At 68.5% G+C, this 16,013-nt stretch carries 12 protein-coding genes and 2 pseudogenes; 9 read left to right on the plus strand and 5 right to left on the minus strand.

From position 1 onward, the window contains the following. Window positions 1-304: pseudogene (locus tag VNS22_RS05880) on the minus strand (hypothetical protein); the annotation flags it as partial. A gap of 273 nt (window positions 305-577) precedes the next feature. Between VNS22_RS05880 and VNS22_RS05885 the strand changes: the two are divergent. After that, the gene (locus VNS22_RS05885) at window positions 578-1,480 is read left to right on the plus strand and encodes a sigma-70 family RNA polymerase sigma factor (RefSeq protein WP_325730553.1); all 903 of its coding nucleotides are present in this window, start codon (window positions 578-580) and stop codon (window positions 1,478-1,480) included. A gap of 147 nt (window positions 1,481-1,627) precedes the next feature. On the opposite strand, the gene VNS22_RS05890 is transcribed toward VNS22_RS05885, so the two are convergent. Continuing rightward, window positions 1,628-2,044 carry a hypothetical protein gene (locus VNS22_RS05890; protein WP_325730555.1) on the minus strand — a complete coding sequence of 139 codons (417 nt, stop codon included), beginning with the start codon at window positions 2,042-2,044 and terminating at the stop codon, window positions 1,628-1,630. Window positions 2,045-2,285: 241 nt separating this feature from the next. After that, complete coding sequence (locus VNS22_RS05895) at window positions 2,286-3,158, minus strand: calcium-binding protein (protein ID WP_325730557.1); 873 nt, start codon at window positions 3,156-3,158, stop codon at window positions 2,286-2,288. 343 nt (window positions 3,159-3,501) lie between these two features. Here VNS22_RS05895 and VNS22_RS05900 point away from each other — a divergent pair, with 343 nt between their 5' ends. Both VNS22_RS05900 and polA read left to right on the plus strand, forming a co-directional pair. Further along, entirely contained in the window at window positions 3,502-6,819 is a 3,318-nt protein-coding gene (locus tag VNS22_RS05900; protein WP_325730559.1) for an AAA family ATPase, read from the plus strand. Between the two features lie 71 nt (window positions 6,820-6,890). After that, entirely contained in the window at window positions 6,891-9,605 is a 2,715-nt protein-coding gene (gene polA / locus VNS22_RS05905) for a DNA polymerase I (RefSeq protein ID WP_325730561.1), read from the plus strand. Between the two features lie 106 nt (window positions 9,606-9,711). On the opposite strand, the gene VNS22_RS05910 is transcribed toward polA, so the two are convergent. Both VNS22_RS05910 and VNS22_RS05915 read right to left on the minus strand, forming a co-directional pair. Continuing rightward, a complete protein-coding gene (locus VNS22_RS05910) occupies window positions 9,712-10,281 on the minus strand; it encodes a nuclear transport factor 2 family protein (protein ID WP_325730563.1) in 570 nt (189 codons plus the stop codon). Between the two features lie 66 nt (window positions 10,282-10,347). Then, window positions 10,348-10,992 (minus strand): hydrolase, encoded by a 645-nt coding sequence (locus tag VNS22_RS05915; protein ID WP_325730565.1) that lies wholly within the window; start codon window positions 10,990-10,992, stop codon window positions 10,348-10,350. A gap of 227 nt (window positions 10,993-11,219) precedes the next feature. Between VNS22_RS05915 and VNS22_RS05920 the strand changes: the two genes are divergently transcribed. The 6 genes and pseudogenes from VNS22_RS05920 (at window position 11,220) to VNS22_RS05945 (ending at window position 15,965) form a co-directional block, all read left to right on the plus strand. Then, window positions 11,220-12,155: a LysR substrate-binding domain-containing protein gene (locus VNS22_RS05920; RefSeq protein ID WP_325730567.1), complete on the plus strand. Its 936-nt coding sequence runs from the start codon at window positions 11,220-11,222 to the stop codon at window positions 12,153-12,155. A gap of 122 nt (window positions 12,156-12,277) precedes the next feature. Continuing rightward, window positions 12,278-12,445, plus strand: a pseudogene (locus VNS22_RS28505) (AbrB/MazE/SpoVT family DNA-binding domain-containing protein); the annotation flags it as partial. Between the two features lie 59 nt (window positions 12,446-12,504). Next, complete coding sequence (locus VNS22_RS05930; protein WP_325730569.1) at window positions 12,505-12,888, plus strand: PIN domain-containing protein; 384 nt, start codon at window positions 12,505-12,507, stop codon at window positions 12,886-12,888. Between the two features lie 133 nt (window positions 12,889-13,021). Then, window positions 13,022-13,801 (plus strand): hypothetical protein, encoded by a 780-nt coding sequence (locus VNS22_RS05935; protein WP_325730571.1) that lies wholly within the window; start codon window positions 13,022-13,024, stop codon window positions 13,799-13,801. 51 nt (window positions 13,802-13,852) lie between these two features. Then, the gene (locus VNS22_RS05940; RefSeq protein ID WP_325730573.1) at window positions 13,853-14,650 is read left to right on the plus strand and encodes a gamma-glutamyl-gamma-aminobutyrate hydrolase family protein; all 798 of its coding nucleotides are present in this window, start codon (window positions 13,853-13,855) and stop codon (window positions 14,648-14,650) included. Beyond that, window positions 14,625-15,965, plus strand: a complete 1,341-nt coding sequence (locus VNS22_RS05945) for a glutamine synthetase family protein (RefSeq protein WP_325730575.1) — start codon at window positions 14,625-14,627, stop codon at window positions 15,963-15,965. Before VNS22_RS05940 ends, VNS22_RS05945 begins: the two co-directional genes overlap by 26 nt. Window positions 15,966-16,013: the final 48 nt, after the last annotated feature.

Raw genomic sequence — 16,013 nt, forward strand, 5'->3', positions numbered from 1 at the left:
ACCAGGTCCGGTCCATGGCGGCGATGTGCGCCTTCAGGCGCGGCCAGGTCGGCAGACCCAGCTCGCGTGCAATGACCAGCTGCGCCTCGCTCAAGCGCAGGGCTGCGTCCGGTGGCGCGGCCTGCTCATGATCCGGCCATCGGGGATGATGAATCCGAAAGCGGTGCCAAGCGCCGGCGTCGCCGGTCCGCAGTCCCTTGAGCAGCTCCTTCGCGCGTTTGCGCTGCTGCTCGAGGTTCAGGCGGAACGGGGAGGCGGCGCGCCGGGCTCCGGACGCAGGTGCGGTGCTGGATGGATCGGACAAGGCAAGCCCCTTCCTCGTGTCTGCGTCCGCCGATCAGACCGGAAAGGGTGGATGGAAAACCGGGCCGCTCTTCATGAACGTGGGCGCAGCCCTTCCCGCGGACACGGAGGCTCCGAGCAAGCCTGCCCCGCAGCCCAACAAACAATGCCCGGGCAGTCAAGAAGGGCAGGTCTGGCCAGGAGCCGCCTTCAGCAGCGCCATGCCATGTCACACGCGGCCCGCTCGCCTCGTCACTGCTGGATCGGCGGCGGCAGGCGGGCGATGATGCGGCACATGACGATACAGGACGGCGCGACGGTACTGTTCGAGGCGCACCGGCGGCGGCTGGTGCGGCTGGCCTACCGGATGCTGGGCTCGGCGGCCGAGGCCGAGGACATTGTGCAGGATGCCTGGCTGCGCTGGCAGCAGGTGGAGCCAGGGACGGTGCGGGAGCCCGGCGCGTATCTCACCCGCACCGTCACCCGGCTGTGCCTGGATGCGCTGAAATCGGCGCGGGCCCGGCGGGAGACCTATGTGGGGAGCTGGCTGCCGGAGCCGATCGTCGAGGAGCCGGAGGAAGCGGTGGCGGCCGACGAGCTGACACTCTCGCTGATGCTGGCACTGGAACGGCTCTCGCCGCTGGAGCGCGCGGCCTTCCTCCTCCACGACGTGTTCGACGTGGCGCTGGACGAGATCGCCCGCACGCTGGGGCGCGAGCCGGCGGCGGTGCGGCAACTGGCGGTGCGCGCGCGGCGCCACGTCCAGGCGGCACGCCCGCGCTTCCCGGTGACGCGCGAGGAGGGCAGCCGGATCGCAAAAGCCTTCTTCACCGCCGTGCAGAGCGGCGACCTGGCCACCCTGCAGTCCATGCTGGCGGAGGACGTGGTGCTGCGCTCGGACGGCGGCGGCAAGGTGCTGGCCTTCCTCAATCCGGTGGCCGGCATGGCGCGGGTGCTGCGGCTGTACCGCGGCCTTTACCGCAAGTACGGCGCACATTCGGGGACGTGGCTGCGGCCGGCCTGGATCGACGGCCTGCCGGGTTATCTCAGCCGCGAGCGCGGCGGCGTGCTGCAGACCACGGCGCTGGCGATCGAGGGTGGCCGGATCGCCGAGATCTACATCACCCGCAACCCGGACAAGCTGGGGGAGGTGGTGAAGCTGCTCGAAACGGGGGCGGGGCCGAACGCGGCGGCATGAGGATTGGCAGGCACGCCCGCCCTTTCCGGGTGGCGTGCCTGCCGGATCCACACGACCGCCGCCTCGGGCGATCGCGGCTGGGGGCTCATGTCGGCCGGGTTGCGGGGAAGGGCTGTGCCGACCGGGCAGGGTGTAACGCGAGATCTGTTACTTGGTTCCGTAGAAGCTGTACTCGCCGGGACTGTCCAGGTCGGAGCGGGTGGCAAAGGAACCGCTCATGCGCATGGGCCGGCCTACCTGCTGCTGGGAAACATTCGCCCGGTAGAACTGGCTCGCCTCCTTGGCGGCATTGCGATAGCGGTGGAAGGTGACGGTGCCGGCACCCAGGCAATAGGAGCCCTGGATCTGGGCGCCGAAAATGGTGCCGGTGATCCGCTTGCAGGTGCCGGCCCCCGCCTGGGAGATCACCAGCTGGCCGGAGGTCTGGTTGGCGACGACGCTCCAGGTGCCGGCGATGCTCGACGGCCAGCCGTCCGCCAGGGCGCCGCTGGCCCATCCGACCGTCGCGGCGCAGGCAAGTGTCGCGGCGATGTGTCGAATTCTGCTGCTGATCATGTACTTCATGGCACGCTCCTCATCAAAGTCATGGCGATGGCGTAGGTGCCTCCATGCACGCTTTGACCAATGAAGCTCGTGCTCGGCTTCTTCATGCCAGGGTTTTGGCAGTGCCTAATCTATCACATGTTCGTGTGCGCGGATGTGACGGAGATCACCTCGGCAAGTATAGTCGGAAATTGTTCTTGCGGTAATTGAAGTGGTGGCCGGGGTGGTTCCCGGCCATTCCCTCAGGCAAAGGGCACGCCGGTCAGGCGAGGGCGATGGTCCGGTCGGTGAAGACCAGGAACTCGATCTGGTGCAGGACGTCGGTGCCATCGCCGCCGGCCAGGTGTGCGACCCTCCAGCCACCATCGGCCTGCTGGCTCACCGCGTAGTCGGCGAAGGCACCGGAGAACAGGGCGGCGTCGCTGCCCTCGCCGCCATCCAGCACGTCGTCGCCCGCCCCGCCGATCAGGCCATCGTCGCCGGCACCACCGATCAGCTGGTCCTGGCCGTCGCCGCCGAAGAGCACGTCCTCGCCATCCTGGCCAGCCAGCACGTCGTCGCCCTCGCCGCCATGCAGCTCGTCGTCGCCGCTGCCGCCGGACAGGCGGTCGCTGCCGTCGTCGCCGAACAACATGTCGTCGCCGGCACCGCCATTCAGATAGTCGCTGCCGCCGTCGCCGGTGAGGATGTCGTGGCCGTCGCCACCAGCCAGTCGGTCGCGGCCATCGCCGCCATAGAGGCGGTCCTGGCCGTCGCCGCCGATCAGATAGTCGTTGCCCACCTCGCCATAGAGCTCGTCATGGCCGCTGCCGCCATGCAGCCAGTCATGGCCGGCGCCGCCATTGAGATAGTCGTCACCGGATCCGCCCACGAGGCGGTCATCGCCGTCGCCGCCGAACAGGATGTCGAGGCCCCGGCCGCCATCCAGGAGATCGTCGCCGTCACCACCGTTCAGCCGGTCGTCGCCGGCCTCGCCGGCCATGACGTCGTCGCCCTCTTCAGCGAGGAAGACCGCCTGGCCGTCCGCATCGGTCCCGAACCCGATCACATCGTCACCGGCATCGCCCAGGATCGTGTCGGCCACCTTCGTGCCACGCAGGAGGTCGCCTTCTTCCGTCCCAGAAATCATGTTCATGATGCGTCCTCCCCTGGCGTGCCGTGGCGCGAACGGGCCGAATCCCTGGCGGTTCCATTGCCACTCGTCCGATCTTGTTCAAATAAAACATGAATGCGGCTACATGTATCTTCCATGTGGGTGTAGGCGGGCATGGCTGTCAGCGTTCCAGCGCTGGGGCTTGTCTCGATCGGTGACGGGATTGTCCAGTCCCTGATCAATTCGCAGCAGGCCGGGCGGCGCCGTCGTTTCGGGGTCGTGCGCAAGCAGGGAGCCGCCGGACCCTCGTCCAGCATGCAGCCGCGGGCTGGCCCGTGATATAGTCCCGGCCCGGCATGGGGCTGCCGGAGCCAGGGGAGGCGGCATGGACATCGGCGTCTGGCTGGATGGCCTTGGCCTCGGGCATTACGGACCTGCCTTCCATGACGCCGCGATCGACGTCGAGACGCTGGTCGAGCTGCGCGACGAGCATTTGCGAGAACTGGGCCTGCCGCTCGGCCACCGGATGAAGCTCCTCAAGGCCATCGCGCAGCTGCGTGATGCGGCGGTGGTGCCGGCATCCCCTCCAGCGCCGGCGGCGGCAGGGCCGGATGTCGTCGTTGCCGGCCCGCAGGCCGAGCGCCGGCAGCTCACCGTGATGTTCGTGGACTTGGCGGGATCGACCGAGCTCAGCTGCCGGCTCGATGCCGAGGACATGCGTGAGGTCATCCGCAGCTATCAGGACGCCGTGGCGGGCGAGGTGGTGCGCTTCGGCGGCCATGTCGGCAAGTTCATGGGCGATGGCGTGCTGGCCTATTTCGGTTGGCCAAGGGCGCATGAAGATGCCGCGGAGCGCGCGGTGCAGGCGGGTCTCGCCATTGCCAGCGTGGTCTCGGCGCTCCGGGCACCGGGCGGGCAGCCGCTCGCCGCCCGCGTCGGCATCGCCACCGGCGTGGTCGTGGTCGGTGACCTGATCGGGCAGGGAACGTCTCGCGAGGAGGCGGTGGTCGGCGAGACGCCGAACCTCGCCGCGAGGCTGCAGGCGAGCGCGCCGCCCGGGAAGGTGGTGATCGCAGCCAGGACCAGATGGCTCCTGGGCAACCGCTTCCAGCTGGCGGGGTTGGGCATGGTCACGCTGAAGGGCCTGCCGGAGCCGGTACCCTGCTGGCAGGTAGAGGCGGACCGGAGCGCCATCACCAGGTTCGAGGCGCGGCAGGCGGTGCGGCTGGCACCAATGGTCGGCCGCGACCAGGAACTGGCACTCCTGCTCGACCGCTGGGAGCGCGCCCGAATGGGCGAGGGGCAGGCCATCATGGTGCTGGGCGAGGCGGGCATCGGCAAGTCGCGGCTCGCCGTGGCCCTGGCCGGTGCCCTGGTGGGGCAGGATCATCTCGCCCTGCGCTACCAGTGCTCGCCCCAGCACAAGGACAGCCCGCTCTGGCCGGTGGCGGAGCAGCTTCGCTGGTCGGCCAGGTTTGCCCGGCAAAGCGACGAGCAGGGGCGGCTCGCCAGCCTGGAAGCCCTGCTCCGGCGTGCCGTTCCCGATCCGGGCGAGGCGCTACCCCTCCTGGCCGAACTGCTGGGCATCGTCTCGAACGATGCTCCGGTCATGCTGACCGCCCAGCAGAAGCGCAGCCGCATGCTGACCGCACTGGTCGACCAGCTGCTGGGGCTTGCGCGGCAAAGGCCGGTGCTGCTCCTGTTCGAGGACGTGCACTGGATCGATCCGACGACGCTGGATCTCGCCGAGCAGGTGCTGGGTGCCATCAGCGAGGCGCGGGTACTGGTGCTGCTGACCAGTCGGACCGAAGGACAGCCGGTGCTGGCTGGTCACCCGCATCTGACGCGCATCACCCTCAGCCGGCTGGACCGGGAAGCCGCCCGGGCAATCGTGACGGGCCTCGCCGCGGACCGGCCACTGGATGATGGCGTCTGCTCCGCGATCCTGGCGCGCGCCGAGGGCGTGCCGCTGTTCCTAGAGGAGGTCACCCGGGCGATGCTGGACGGCGATGCCACCGCCGAGACCATTCCGGGATCGCTGCACGACTGGTTGATGGCGCGGCTGGACCGCTCGCCTGTGGCCCACCGGATCGCCCAGGTCGCAGCCTGCATCGGCCGCGAGTTCGGGCACGACCTGCTGGCAGCGGTGGCCGATGTCCCCGAGCCGGAGCTGACCCGTGCGCTGAACGAGCTGATCCAGGCGGAGCTGGTGTTCCGTCGGGGGCAGGCACCGGATGCCATCTACAGCTTCAAGCATGCCCTGCTGCGCGATGCGGCACATGGCAGCCTGCTCAGGAGCCGGCGCCGTGCGGTCCATGCCCGGATCGCCCAGGTGCTGGTGGAGCAGTTCCCCGGGCTGGCGCAGGCAACGCCCGAGGTGATCGCGCGCCACTGGGCAGAAAGTGGGCAGATGGCGGAGGCGGCCGCCTGGCACCAGCGGGCCGGCGAGCAGGCCCTGGTCCGCTCCGCGACGCGGGAGGCGATGGCGCAGCTTCATGCCGGGCTGGAGGCGCTGCGCAGCCTGCCCGAGGGGGAGGAACGGCAGCGCCGCGAGCTGGAACTCCAGGCGGCACTGGGTGCGGCCCTGTTCGCGGCGAAGGGGCAGGCGGCCGGCGAGACCGCCATCGCCTATAAGCGCGCCCGCGAGCTGTGCCGGCGCCTGGGCGAGAGCCGTCGCCTCGTCCCGGTGCTGTTCGGGCTCTGGGCCTCGCACAACACCCGCGCGGAACTCACCCCGGCCGAGGCCATCGCGGGCGAGCTGCTGCAACTGGCGAAGGCGCAGGACGACCGGCTGGCCCAGCTTCTGGGGCTGCGGGCGCGCGGCACGACCCTCCTGTTCCTGGCGCGGTTGCAGGAGGCCCGCGCGCAGCTGGAGACGTTGCTGGAGCTGGCGGGAAGCGACGGCCCGTTCGGTGCGTCGCTCTATCCGACCGATCCGCGAGTGACCGGCCGGGGCTTCCTCGCCTGGATCCTGCTGATGATGGGACATTCCGACCAAGCCGTGCCGCTGGTCGAGCGCGCCCTGGCCGAGGCGCGCGCGCTCGGGCACCAGCCTACGCTGGCGGTGGTGCTGCAATGCCGATGCACGGTGGCGCAGTTCCTGGACGACCATCCTGCCGTGGCGCTGCACGCGGAAGCCATGCTTGGTGCCTGCGCCAGCCAGGGCTTCGCGTTCTGGTCGGCGATGGGCGAGATCTTCCGTGGCTGGGCGCTGGCACGCGGCGGCAACGTCGCGGCCGGAACCCGCCATATCCAGGCTGGCATCGCCGCGCACCAGGCCACCGAGGCGAAGCTGCTGTCACCGCACTATCTGGCCCTGCTGGCCGAGGTGCAGCTCGCCGCTGGCCGGGCGGACGAGGCGGGCGCCACCCTGGCATCGGCGCTCTCCGACTCGGCGCGCACCGGCGAATGCTGGTTCAACGCGGAGTTGCTCCGGCGCCAGGGCGAGTTGCTGGCTGGGAGCGACCTGATCCGGGCCGAGGACTGCCTGCGCCAGGCACTTCTGCTGGCGGGCAGCCAGGGGGTAAAGCTCTGGGAGCTGCGGGCAGCCACCTCGCTGGCGCAGTTCCGGGCCGGCCGTGACGGTCGCGACGGGCGCGACGCTGGCCGCGCTCTTCTGGCGCCGATCGTGGCGTCGTTCGGGGACGACCAGGAAATACCGGACCTGTGGCAGGCACGGGCGCTGCTCGACCGGCTGGCTTGACCCTGTTCCGTGCGCATCCGGATGGGATGCCCTCTGTCGGGATGGCTTCGCCGCGGCTAGGTTCCCTGCCCATGAGCACTGCATCCCGCCTCGTCCTGGTCGATGGTTCCGGCTACATCTTCCGGGCGTTCTTCGCGCTGCCGCCGATGACAAGGCCGGACGGCACGCCGGTCAATGCCGTGTTCGGCTTCGCGTCCATGCTGTTCAAGCTGATGACCGACCGGGCGGAGGACGACCTGCTGGTCGTGTTCGACCATTCGCGGCTGTCGTTCCGCAACGAGATGTACGACGCCTACAAGGCGAACCGGGCGGAGCCGCCCCCGGAGCTTCGGCCGCAGTTCTCGCTGGTGCGCGATGCGGCGCGGGCGTTCGGCCTGCCGGTGGTGGAGCTGGAAGGCTACGAGGCGGACGACCTGATCGCGTCCTATGCCAGGGCGGCCAGGGCGGAAGGGCGAGTGGTCGAGATCGTCAGCTCCGACAAGGACCTGATGCAGCTGGTCGCCGACGGCGTGTTCATGTTCGACCCGATGAAGAACAAGAACATCGGCCATGACGAGGTGGTCGAGCGGTTCGGTGTGGGCCCGGAGCGGGTGCGCGACGTGCTGGCGCTGGCGGGCGACACCTCGGACAACGTGCCGGGCGTGCCGGGCATCGGGGTGAAGACGGCGGCACAGCTGATCACCGAGTATGGCTCCCTGGAGGAACTGCTGGCGTCCACGGCGAAGATCAAGCAGCCCAAGCGGCGCGAGACGCTGGAAACCAACGCGGACAAGGCACGTCTGTCCTACGAGCTGGTGGGGCTGAAGCACGACGCGCCGCTGCCGCTGACCTTCGCCGAGATCGGCCGCGCCTCGATCGACCCCGGCACGCTGCTGCCCTTCCTCCAGGAGAACGGCTTCAAGACGCTGATCTCCCGGGTGGGCCTGCTGGCCGAGGCCGCGGCGGTGCACCAGGAGGTGGCGGTCAAGCGTGAGCTGCGCTACCGGGCGATCACCGACTTCACCGAGCTGGACGGGTTCCTGGCGCGGGCGAAGGCCGGCGGCTACCTGGCGATCGACACCGAGACCACCTCGCTCAGCATCATGGACGCGACCCTGGTCGGGCTGTCCATGGCGGTGGACGAGGAGGAGGGGGTCTATGTGCCCCTTTGCCACGAGGACGCGTTCGGCCAGCGCTGCGAGGGGCAGCTCGAGACGGATGCGGTGATCGACCGGCTCCGGCCGATCCTGGAGGATCCATCGATCCTCAAGATCGGGCACAACCTGAAATACGACATGGGTGTGCTGGCCAAGTACCGGACCACGATCAGCCCTTATGACGACACGCTGCTGATCAGCTACGTGCTGGACGGGGCCCGGCACGGCCATGGCATGGACGAGCTGGCCAAGCGCCATCTGGACCACGACACGATCAGCTACGATTCGCTGACCGGCACCGGCAAGTCGCGGATCGGCTTCGCCAAGGTCGAGGTCACGAAGGCCACCGACTATGCGGCCGAGGACGCGCTGGTCACCTATCGCCTCTGGAAAGTGCTGAAGAAGCGCCTGGTCGAGGAGAGGATGGTCCGGGTCTACGAGGAGCTGGACCGGCCGCTGCCGGCGGTGGTGGCGCAGATGGAACTGCACGGGGTGGCGGTCGACCGCGATCTGCTGCGGCGGATGTCCGGCGAGTTCGGCCAGCGCATGGCGGCCTACGAGGCCGAGGCGGCAAAGCTGGTGGGCCACAGCTTCAACATCGGCTCGCCCAAGCAGCTGGGCGAGGTGCTGTTCGACGAGATGGGCATTCCCGGCGGCAAGAAGGGCAAGGCCGGGGCCTATGTCACCGATGCGGACGTCCTGGAGCAGCTGGCCGAGCAGGGCCACGAGCTGCCGAAGGTGGTGCTGCAGTGGCGCCAGCTGCAGAAGCTGACCCGCACCTATACCGATGCGCTGATCGAGCAGATCAGCCCGGTCGATGGGCGGGTGCACACCTCCTACATGCTGGCGTCCACCTCGACCGGGCGGCTCAGCTCGACCGAGCCCAACCTGCAGAACATCCCGATCCGCACCGAGGAAGGGCGGCGGATCCGGGAGGCGTTCATCGCGGAGCCTGGCCACGTGCTGATGTCGGCCGACTATTCGCAGGTCGAGCTGCGCATCCTGGCGCACATGGCGGAGCTGGCGACGCTGAAGGAGGCGTTCGCCAACGGCATCGACATCCACCGGCTAACCGCAGCGCAGATGTTCGGCCTGCCGGTGGAGGAGGTGAGCGGCGACCTGCGCCGCAGCGCCAAGACCATCAATTACGGCATCGTGTACGGGATCGGCGCGTTCGGCCTGGCGCAGCGCCTGGGCATCCCGCACGCCCAAGCCAAGGACTATATCGAGCGCTATTTCGAGCAGTATCCGGGCATCCGCGAATACATGGACCAGACCAAGGCGGAGGCGCGCGAGAAGGGCTATGTGCTGACCGTAGACGGGCGGCGCTGCTGGGTGCCGGAGATCCTGTCCAAGCTGCCCTCCCGCCGGGCCTATGCCGAGCGCGCCGCGATCAACGCGCCGATCCAGGGGACGGCCGCCGACATCATGAAGCGGGCGATGCTGCGGCTGGCCAGACGGCTCGCCGATGAGCGGGCGGGCGCGCGCCTCCTGCTCCAGGTCCATGACGAGTTGCTGCTGGAGGTGCCGCAGAGCGAGGTCGAGCCGACAGCGGCGCTGGTGCGGGCGGCGATGGAGGGGGCGGCGTCGTTGAGCGTGCCGCTGGAGGTGGAGGTCGGCACCGGGCACAGCTGGGGGGCGGCGCACTAGACGGGCGTGACTGCCACCGGCTGCAGGCTTTGGCGCTCGCCGCAGGTTCTGCGGAGCTAGTGCCCGTCACTCCGCCGAACCCTGTCCAGCCGTGCGCCGGACAAGCTCACCTTGCGCCGACTTCGAATGCCGGGGTCCCCTTGGTCGTCTTTACGGTCCACGAGCCGCTCTGCCGGAATGAGCTTGCCGATGCGTAGGTGTCTTCCATGAACTGGAAGTAGACCATCTTGCCGTCACGGACCTTGGCGTGGATCGAGAAGGGCGAGGTGAAGACATGGCCTACTTCGACCGAGCGATAGGTGAACTTGCCGAAAATGGCGACATCCTCGGCTGAAGCCAGCTTGTCGGTGATCGTGAAGTCCTCGATCTGCCAATATTCTGCGACCCGAAGGAAGGTGCTGCTGTACGCGCCAGGGCCCGTGGCAGTCCCCGCCCACGGCTCGATCTTCTTCAGTTCGGGGTTGTCGAAGTTCAGCGATACGTAAACGGCGTCGGGCGCTACGAGGCGGGCGGCCGCAGCTTCGACCTTGTCCGGGGCCGTGTTGGCCAGGAAATCCATGACGACGGCCAGGGACGCGGCGGACTGATCCGGCGAACTCGTTGCCTGCGCTGCGGCAGGCGGGCCCATCGCAAGTGCAGCTGCGAGAACTGCCTTGGGAAGATCGAGAACCGTCATGTGCTTGTTCCTTGCGCTGTTCAGGTTTCTGTCTGCGGCGGTTCGGGACGGCGGGATCGTCCGGCCTCAGCCCTTGGCCGCTTTCTCGGCTGCCTTCTCGGGATTGAACCCGTCGAAACTGTCGAAGACGCCCATGAAGCCGGGCACCGTCGCCTCACGCGCCCAGTCGCGCTGAAGCTCGCAATACATCTGCACACGGCTGATGAGCCTCCCGCCAGCCTGCTCGATGCGACGCAGCGCCGCCTCGTGCGCGGCCAGCGAGGTGCCGCCCACCGCATCGACCGGCACATAGACCTCATAGCCTTCCTGGATTGCGTCGAGTGCCGGGAAGGTCAGGCACGCCTCGGTCCAGAGGGCGGTCATGATGAGCTTGCGCCGGCCGATCGCCTTGACCGCCTGCTTGAAGCCGGTGTCCTCCCAGCTGTTGATCGACGTGCGGTCGTAGGTCGGCAGGTGGCCGAGCACGTCCTGCAGTTCCTGGATCGGTGGCTTGTTGCGGCCGGTCGCGACATTGACGGTCGAGTGGACGATCGGAAGATTGTAGTTCACCGCCGCCTTCGCGGTGCTCACGATGTTGAACACCAGCTCTTCGCGGGGCATCGAGCGGATCGAGGAGACCTGGATCGGCTGATAGTCGATGATGATGAAAAGCGAATTCTCTGGCGTGAGCAGATGGTCGGTCTGCACGTTGCGGATCGTTTCACTGGCCATTGGTAGGCCTCCTGCCGTGATGGGACATATTGCGCTGGAGGCGGTCCGCAGCCTCGACCAGACGGGCGGGCGAGCGCGTGCCATCCTCGGGAAACTGGAAGCCGACCTTGTCCGGTCCGGCCCTTGTCGGGGTCGCAACCCATCGTGATTGCGTGGGCCAGAGATAAAAGCGCAACGATGATGTAGAAAGCTTGCCCGGTACGACGCAGCGTCCTACCGTCAGGACGATGCGGGACCTCAACGATCTCTACTACTTCGCGGCCGTGGTCGATCACGGCGGCTTCTCAGCGGCCGGGCGCGCGCTCGGCATCCAGAAATCGCGGCTGAGCCGCCGGGTCCTGCTCCTCGAAGAGCGCCTCGGCGTTCGCCTCCTCAACCGGTCGTCGCGCCGCTTCTCGGTGACCGAGATCGGGCGTGACTTCTACGAGCGCTGCGTCGCGATGATCGTCGAAGCAGAGGCGGCCGAACAGATCGCCGCGGCGATCCAGGTGGAGCCGCGGGGCCTGGTGCGGATGAGCTGTCCGACCGGGCTCCTGTCCTTTCAGTTCGGCGAGCTGATCGCCCGCTTCATGATGCAGAACCCTGCCATCCAGATACAGCTGGAGAGCACGAACCGCCGCGTCGATGTGATCGCCGAAGGGCTCGACCTGGCGATTCGCGTGCGGTTTCCGCCGTTGGAGCCGACCGACCTGGTCATGAGGCGACTGGACGAGAGCGTCCAGTGCCTCGTTGCGGCGCCTGGCCTGGCCGACCGCACCATCCAGTCGCCCACGGATCTCCGCATGCTGCCGAGCCTGGATCAGCAGTGGCCGCATCGGGACCATGTCTGGACCCTGCATCACGTTGATGGTCGGGTGGCGACGGTCCCGCACGCACCCCGCCTGGTCACGGACGACCTGTCGGTGCTGCGGAACGCGGCGATCGCAGGGGCGGGCGTCGTGCAGCTGCCGACCATCTTCGTCTGGGATGATATCCGTGCGACCCGGCTCGTCCACGTACTTCCCGACTGGCGACCACAGTCGGGAATCGTCCATGCGGTCTTCCCCTCCCGGCGTGGACTGCTTCCGTCCGTGCGGGCGCTGGTCGATTTCATGGTCCGCGAATGCGCCATCCAGCGGGCCCAGGCTGACCAGGTCGTGCCACCGATACCGACGTCGCCATGATCGTTTCACCCAGGAGCTGCGAGGCCGAGAACGAGGCTGCGCCTGGTTGTGGCGGCTGCTTGCTGGATCGGGGCGAATGATCTACATAATACATTAGTGTATATCCGTATTGGAGGCGAGCCATGCAGATCGCGCGCTGGGGCAACAGCCTGGCCGTCCGGCTGCCTGCCAAGCTGGTCGAGGAAATGGGGCTGAAGGAAGGCGACCAGATCGAGCTGACGAGGGTCGAGGGTGGCCTTGCCGTCTTCCGGCGTCTCAAGGCTGAGGAGGCATTGGAGCGCCTGATCCGGCTCGCTAAGGAGAAGCCGGCGTTGCCGGAGGACTACCGGTTTCGACCGGGACGAGGCGAATGCCCGGTAGTTTTGCCGACAGCAATGTCGTGCTCTACGCGCTCACCATCGGCTCGAAGGCGGAGCGGGCCTGGGAGATCCTACGGACCCGCCCGACCATCAACGTCCAGGTGCTGCACGTCCTGCGCCTCAAGCAGCGCCTGACCTGGGCCGAGATCGAGGAGCGCATGGGTCTGATCCGCGAGCTCCTGCCCGAGCGGGACCTGACCGTCCGGGTTCACGATCTTGGCCGCGCCATGGCGGCCCATCATGGGTTCAGGACGTATGATGCGATGATCGTCGCTGCCGCCCTGGATGCCGGCTGCGCTACCCTGTGGAGCGAGGACATGCAGGACGGGATGGTGGTTGTCGGGCAGTTGACCATCCGCAATCCGTTCCAGTGAACGGCTACCGCCGCTTCAGCCTCGCGCCGTCGTGTCGCGGGAGAAACGGCGACATAACATAGTATAATGGTTGAAAATCTCCCCGCATCCTTGGCAATACTCTTTGCCTGAGCCCGCCGCCGCAGGTGCCGCCATGGCCGAGACGCTGCTGGATGTCGTCGCCGAGAGTTCACCCTTGCCGCTCGCGGTGCTGGATCCGGCGGGGGGCGTGGTGCTCGCGAACCGGGCGCTGCGGCTGCTGGTGGACGAGGCGGTGCTCCACGGCCGGGTGGCGCTGGAGGAGCGGGACGGGCGCGTGCTGCTGCCGGCCCGCCATGGTGGTGCGGTGGCGCTAGAGGTGATCGAGCCGGCCGGGGGCGGGGGCAGGCGGGTGCTGCGCGGGGAGACGCGCCGCCCGCCTGCGGGCCTGCGTGAGGAAGCAGGGGGCTTTCAGTTCGCAGCCGGCGATGACCTGTCGCCGCTGGGGGAGCGGCTCCTGCATGCGGCGCGCAGAGCCGTGGAGCAGGACCGGGCGGTGGCGCTGCTGCTGCTGGAGCCGCTGGGCGTCGGGCTTCTGGCGGCCGCGTTCGGCCTTGCCGCGGCCGATGCCGTGCTCGCCAGGCTGGATGAGCGGCTGCGTGCCAGCCTGCGCACCGTCGACCATCTCCTACCGCAGGAGGACGGGCTGCGTGCGGTGGTGGCGGTGGTGAGCGGGGCCGAGGGGGCGCAGACGCTGGCGGCCCGGCTGTCGGCCGTGCTGGCGCAGCCGCTAGAGATGGCAGGTGCCGAGCGCTGGCTCGGCGTGCGCATCGGCTTGGCGCATGCCCGGGTACCCGACCTCACTGCAATGCTGCCGGCGGCGCGCGCGGCGCTGGCGCAGGCAACATCGGCCGACGAACGTTTCATTTCCCTGGCGAGCCGGGCCCTGTCGTAAGCACTGCCGGGCCGGCTTGTCGCCCCTTCAGCCCTGGGATACCTGTGCAGCATGAATGACCGGGTTCTGCTTCCCCTGATCGGCGTCACCGCCTGCCTGCGCGAGAGCGAGGACGGGCTCGGCAGCCATCAGGTCGGCGCCAAGTACACGAATGCGGTGGCCCAGGCCTGCCAGGCGATGCCGGTCGTGATCCCGGCGATCGGCCATGCCGCGGACGCCGACCTGCTGGTGGAGCGGCTGGACGGGCTGCTGCTCACCGGCAGCCCGAGCAATGTCGGGCCGGAGCATTATGCCGGGCCGCCGCCGCGCGAGGGCAACATCGCCGATGCCGCGCGTGACGCCACCACCCTGCCGCTGATCCGCCGGGCGATCGAGGCGGGCCTGCCGATCTTCGCGATCTGCCGGGGCTTCCAGGAGCTGAACGTGGCGCTGGGCGGCACGCTGCACCAGCACCTGCACGAGGTCGAGGGCCGCTTCGACCACCGCTCGCTAAAAGACCGGCCGCCGGCCATGCGCTACGACCCGCGCCACGAGATCCGGCTGACCCCGGGCGGCCTGCTCCAGCGGATCCTGGACGGTGCGGAGACGACCAGTGTGAACACGCTGCACGGCCAGGGTCTGGACCGGGTGGCGGCACGCCTGCGGGTCGAGGCGGTCGCCCCGGACGGCACGCCGGAGGCGGCGACCGTGCCGGACGCGCCGGGCTTCGTGCTGGGCGTGCAGTGGCATCCGGAATGGCGGGCGATGGAGAATCCGGACAGCGTCAGAATGTTCCGGGCGTTCGGGGATGCCTGCCGTGCCCGGGCGCAAACCAGGGTGCAGCATGGTCGATATCGCCGCGTGGCTTGAGGAACGGCACATCACCGAGGTCGAGTGCCTGATCGTCGACATCAACGGCATCGGCCGGGGCAAGGTGCTGCCGGCCTACAAGTTCCTGAAGTCGCTGGAAGACGACACGCTGCGCATCCCGGAAAGCGTGTTCATCCAGACCGTGACCGGCGACTATCCGGAAGAGGACGTGATCGACCCGGCCGACCGGGACGTGCGGATGCGGCCGGATCACGATTCCCTGCGCATGGTGCCCTGGTACGACGAGCCGACCGCGCAGGTGATCTGCGACGTTCATCACCATGACGGCCAGCCGGTGACGATCGCAGCCCGCCAGGTGCTGCGCCGGGTGGTGGGGCTCTACCAGGAGCGCGGCTGGAAACCGGTGGTGGCGCCGGAGCTGGAATTCTTCCTCACCAAGATCAACACCGACCCGGACTATCCGCTGGAGCCGCCGATCGGCCGCTCGCGCCGGCCCGAGACCGGGCGGCAGAGCTTCGGCATCGACGCGCTCAATGAGTTCGACCCGATCTTCGAGGACGTCTACGCTTGGTGCGAGGCGCAGGAGATCGACGTGGACGGCATGACCCATGAATCGGGCGCCGCCCAGATGGAGATCAACTTCGCCCATGGCGATCCCTTGGACCTCGCCGACGAGGCGTTCCTGTTCAAGCGCACGCTCCGCCATGCCGCGCTGAAGCACGACATCTACGCAACCTTCATGGCCAAGCCCATGGAGCGGGAGCCAGGCTCTTCCATGCATATCCACCAGTCGGTGGTGGACGTCCGGACCGGGCAGAACCTGTTCGCCGAGGGCGACGAGGGCTATGCCGACCTGTTCCTGGCGCACATCGCGGGCCTGCAGAAATACCTGCCGCAATGCATGCCGCTGCTGGCGCCCAACGTGAACAGCTACCGGCGGCTGCGCCGCTTCTCGACCGCGCCGATCAACGTCCACTGGGGTACCGAGAACCGCACGGTCGGCCTGCGCGTGCCGGCCAGCGCCCCGGAATCGCGGAGGATCGAGAACCGGATCGCGGGTGCCGACGCCAATCCCTATCTGGCGATCGCCGCGTCGCTGGCCTGCGGCTATCTCGGCATGGTCCAGGGGCTGGAGCCGACCAAGCCGATCACCGGCAGCGCCTACCGCCTGTCCCACTCGCTCCCCACCCAGCTGGGCGAGGGGCTGGAGAAGCTGGCGGCATCCAAGACGATGCGCGAGGTCTTAGGCGAGGAGTTCGTCGAGGTGATGCTGGCGGTCAAGGAGACCGAGCATGCCGCCTACCAGTCGGTGATCTCTTCCTGGGAGCGCGAGCACCTGCTGCTGAACGTGTAGGACGCGCGAGGGAGCGCGCCGCTGGAGGGGCGAAGCCGGTCCGGTGCG

This window comes from Geminicoccus sp. (genome assembly GCF_035556675.1).
Taxonomy (GTDB): Bacteria; Pseudomonadota; Alphaproteobacteria; order Geminicoccales; family Geminicoccaceae; genus Geminicoccus.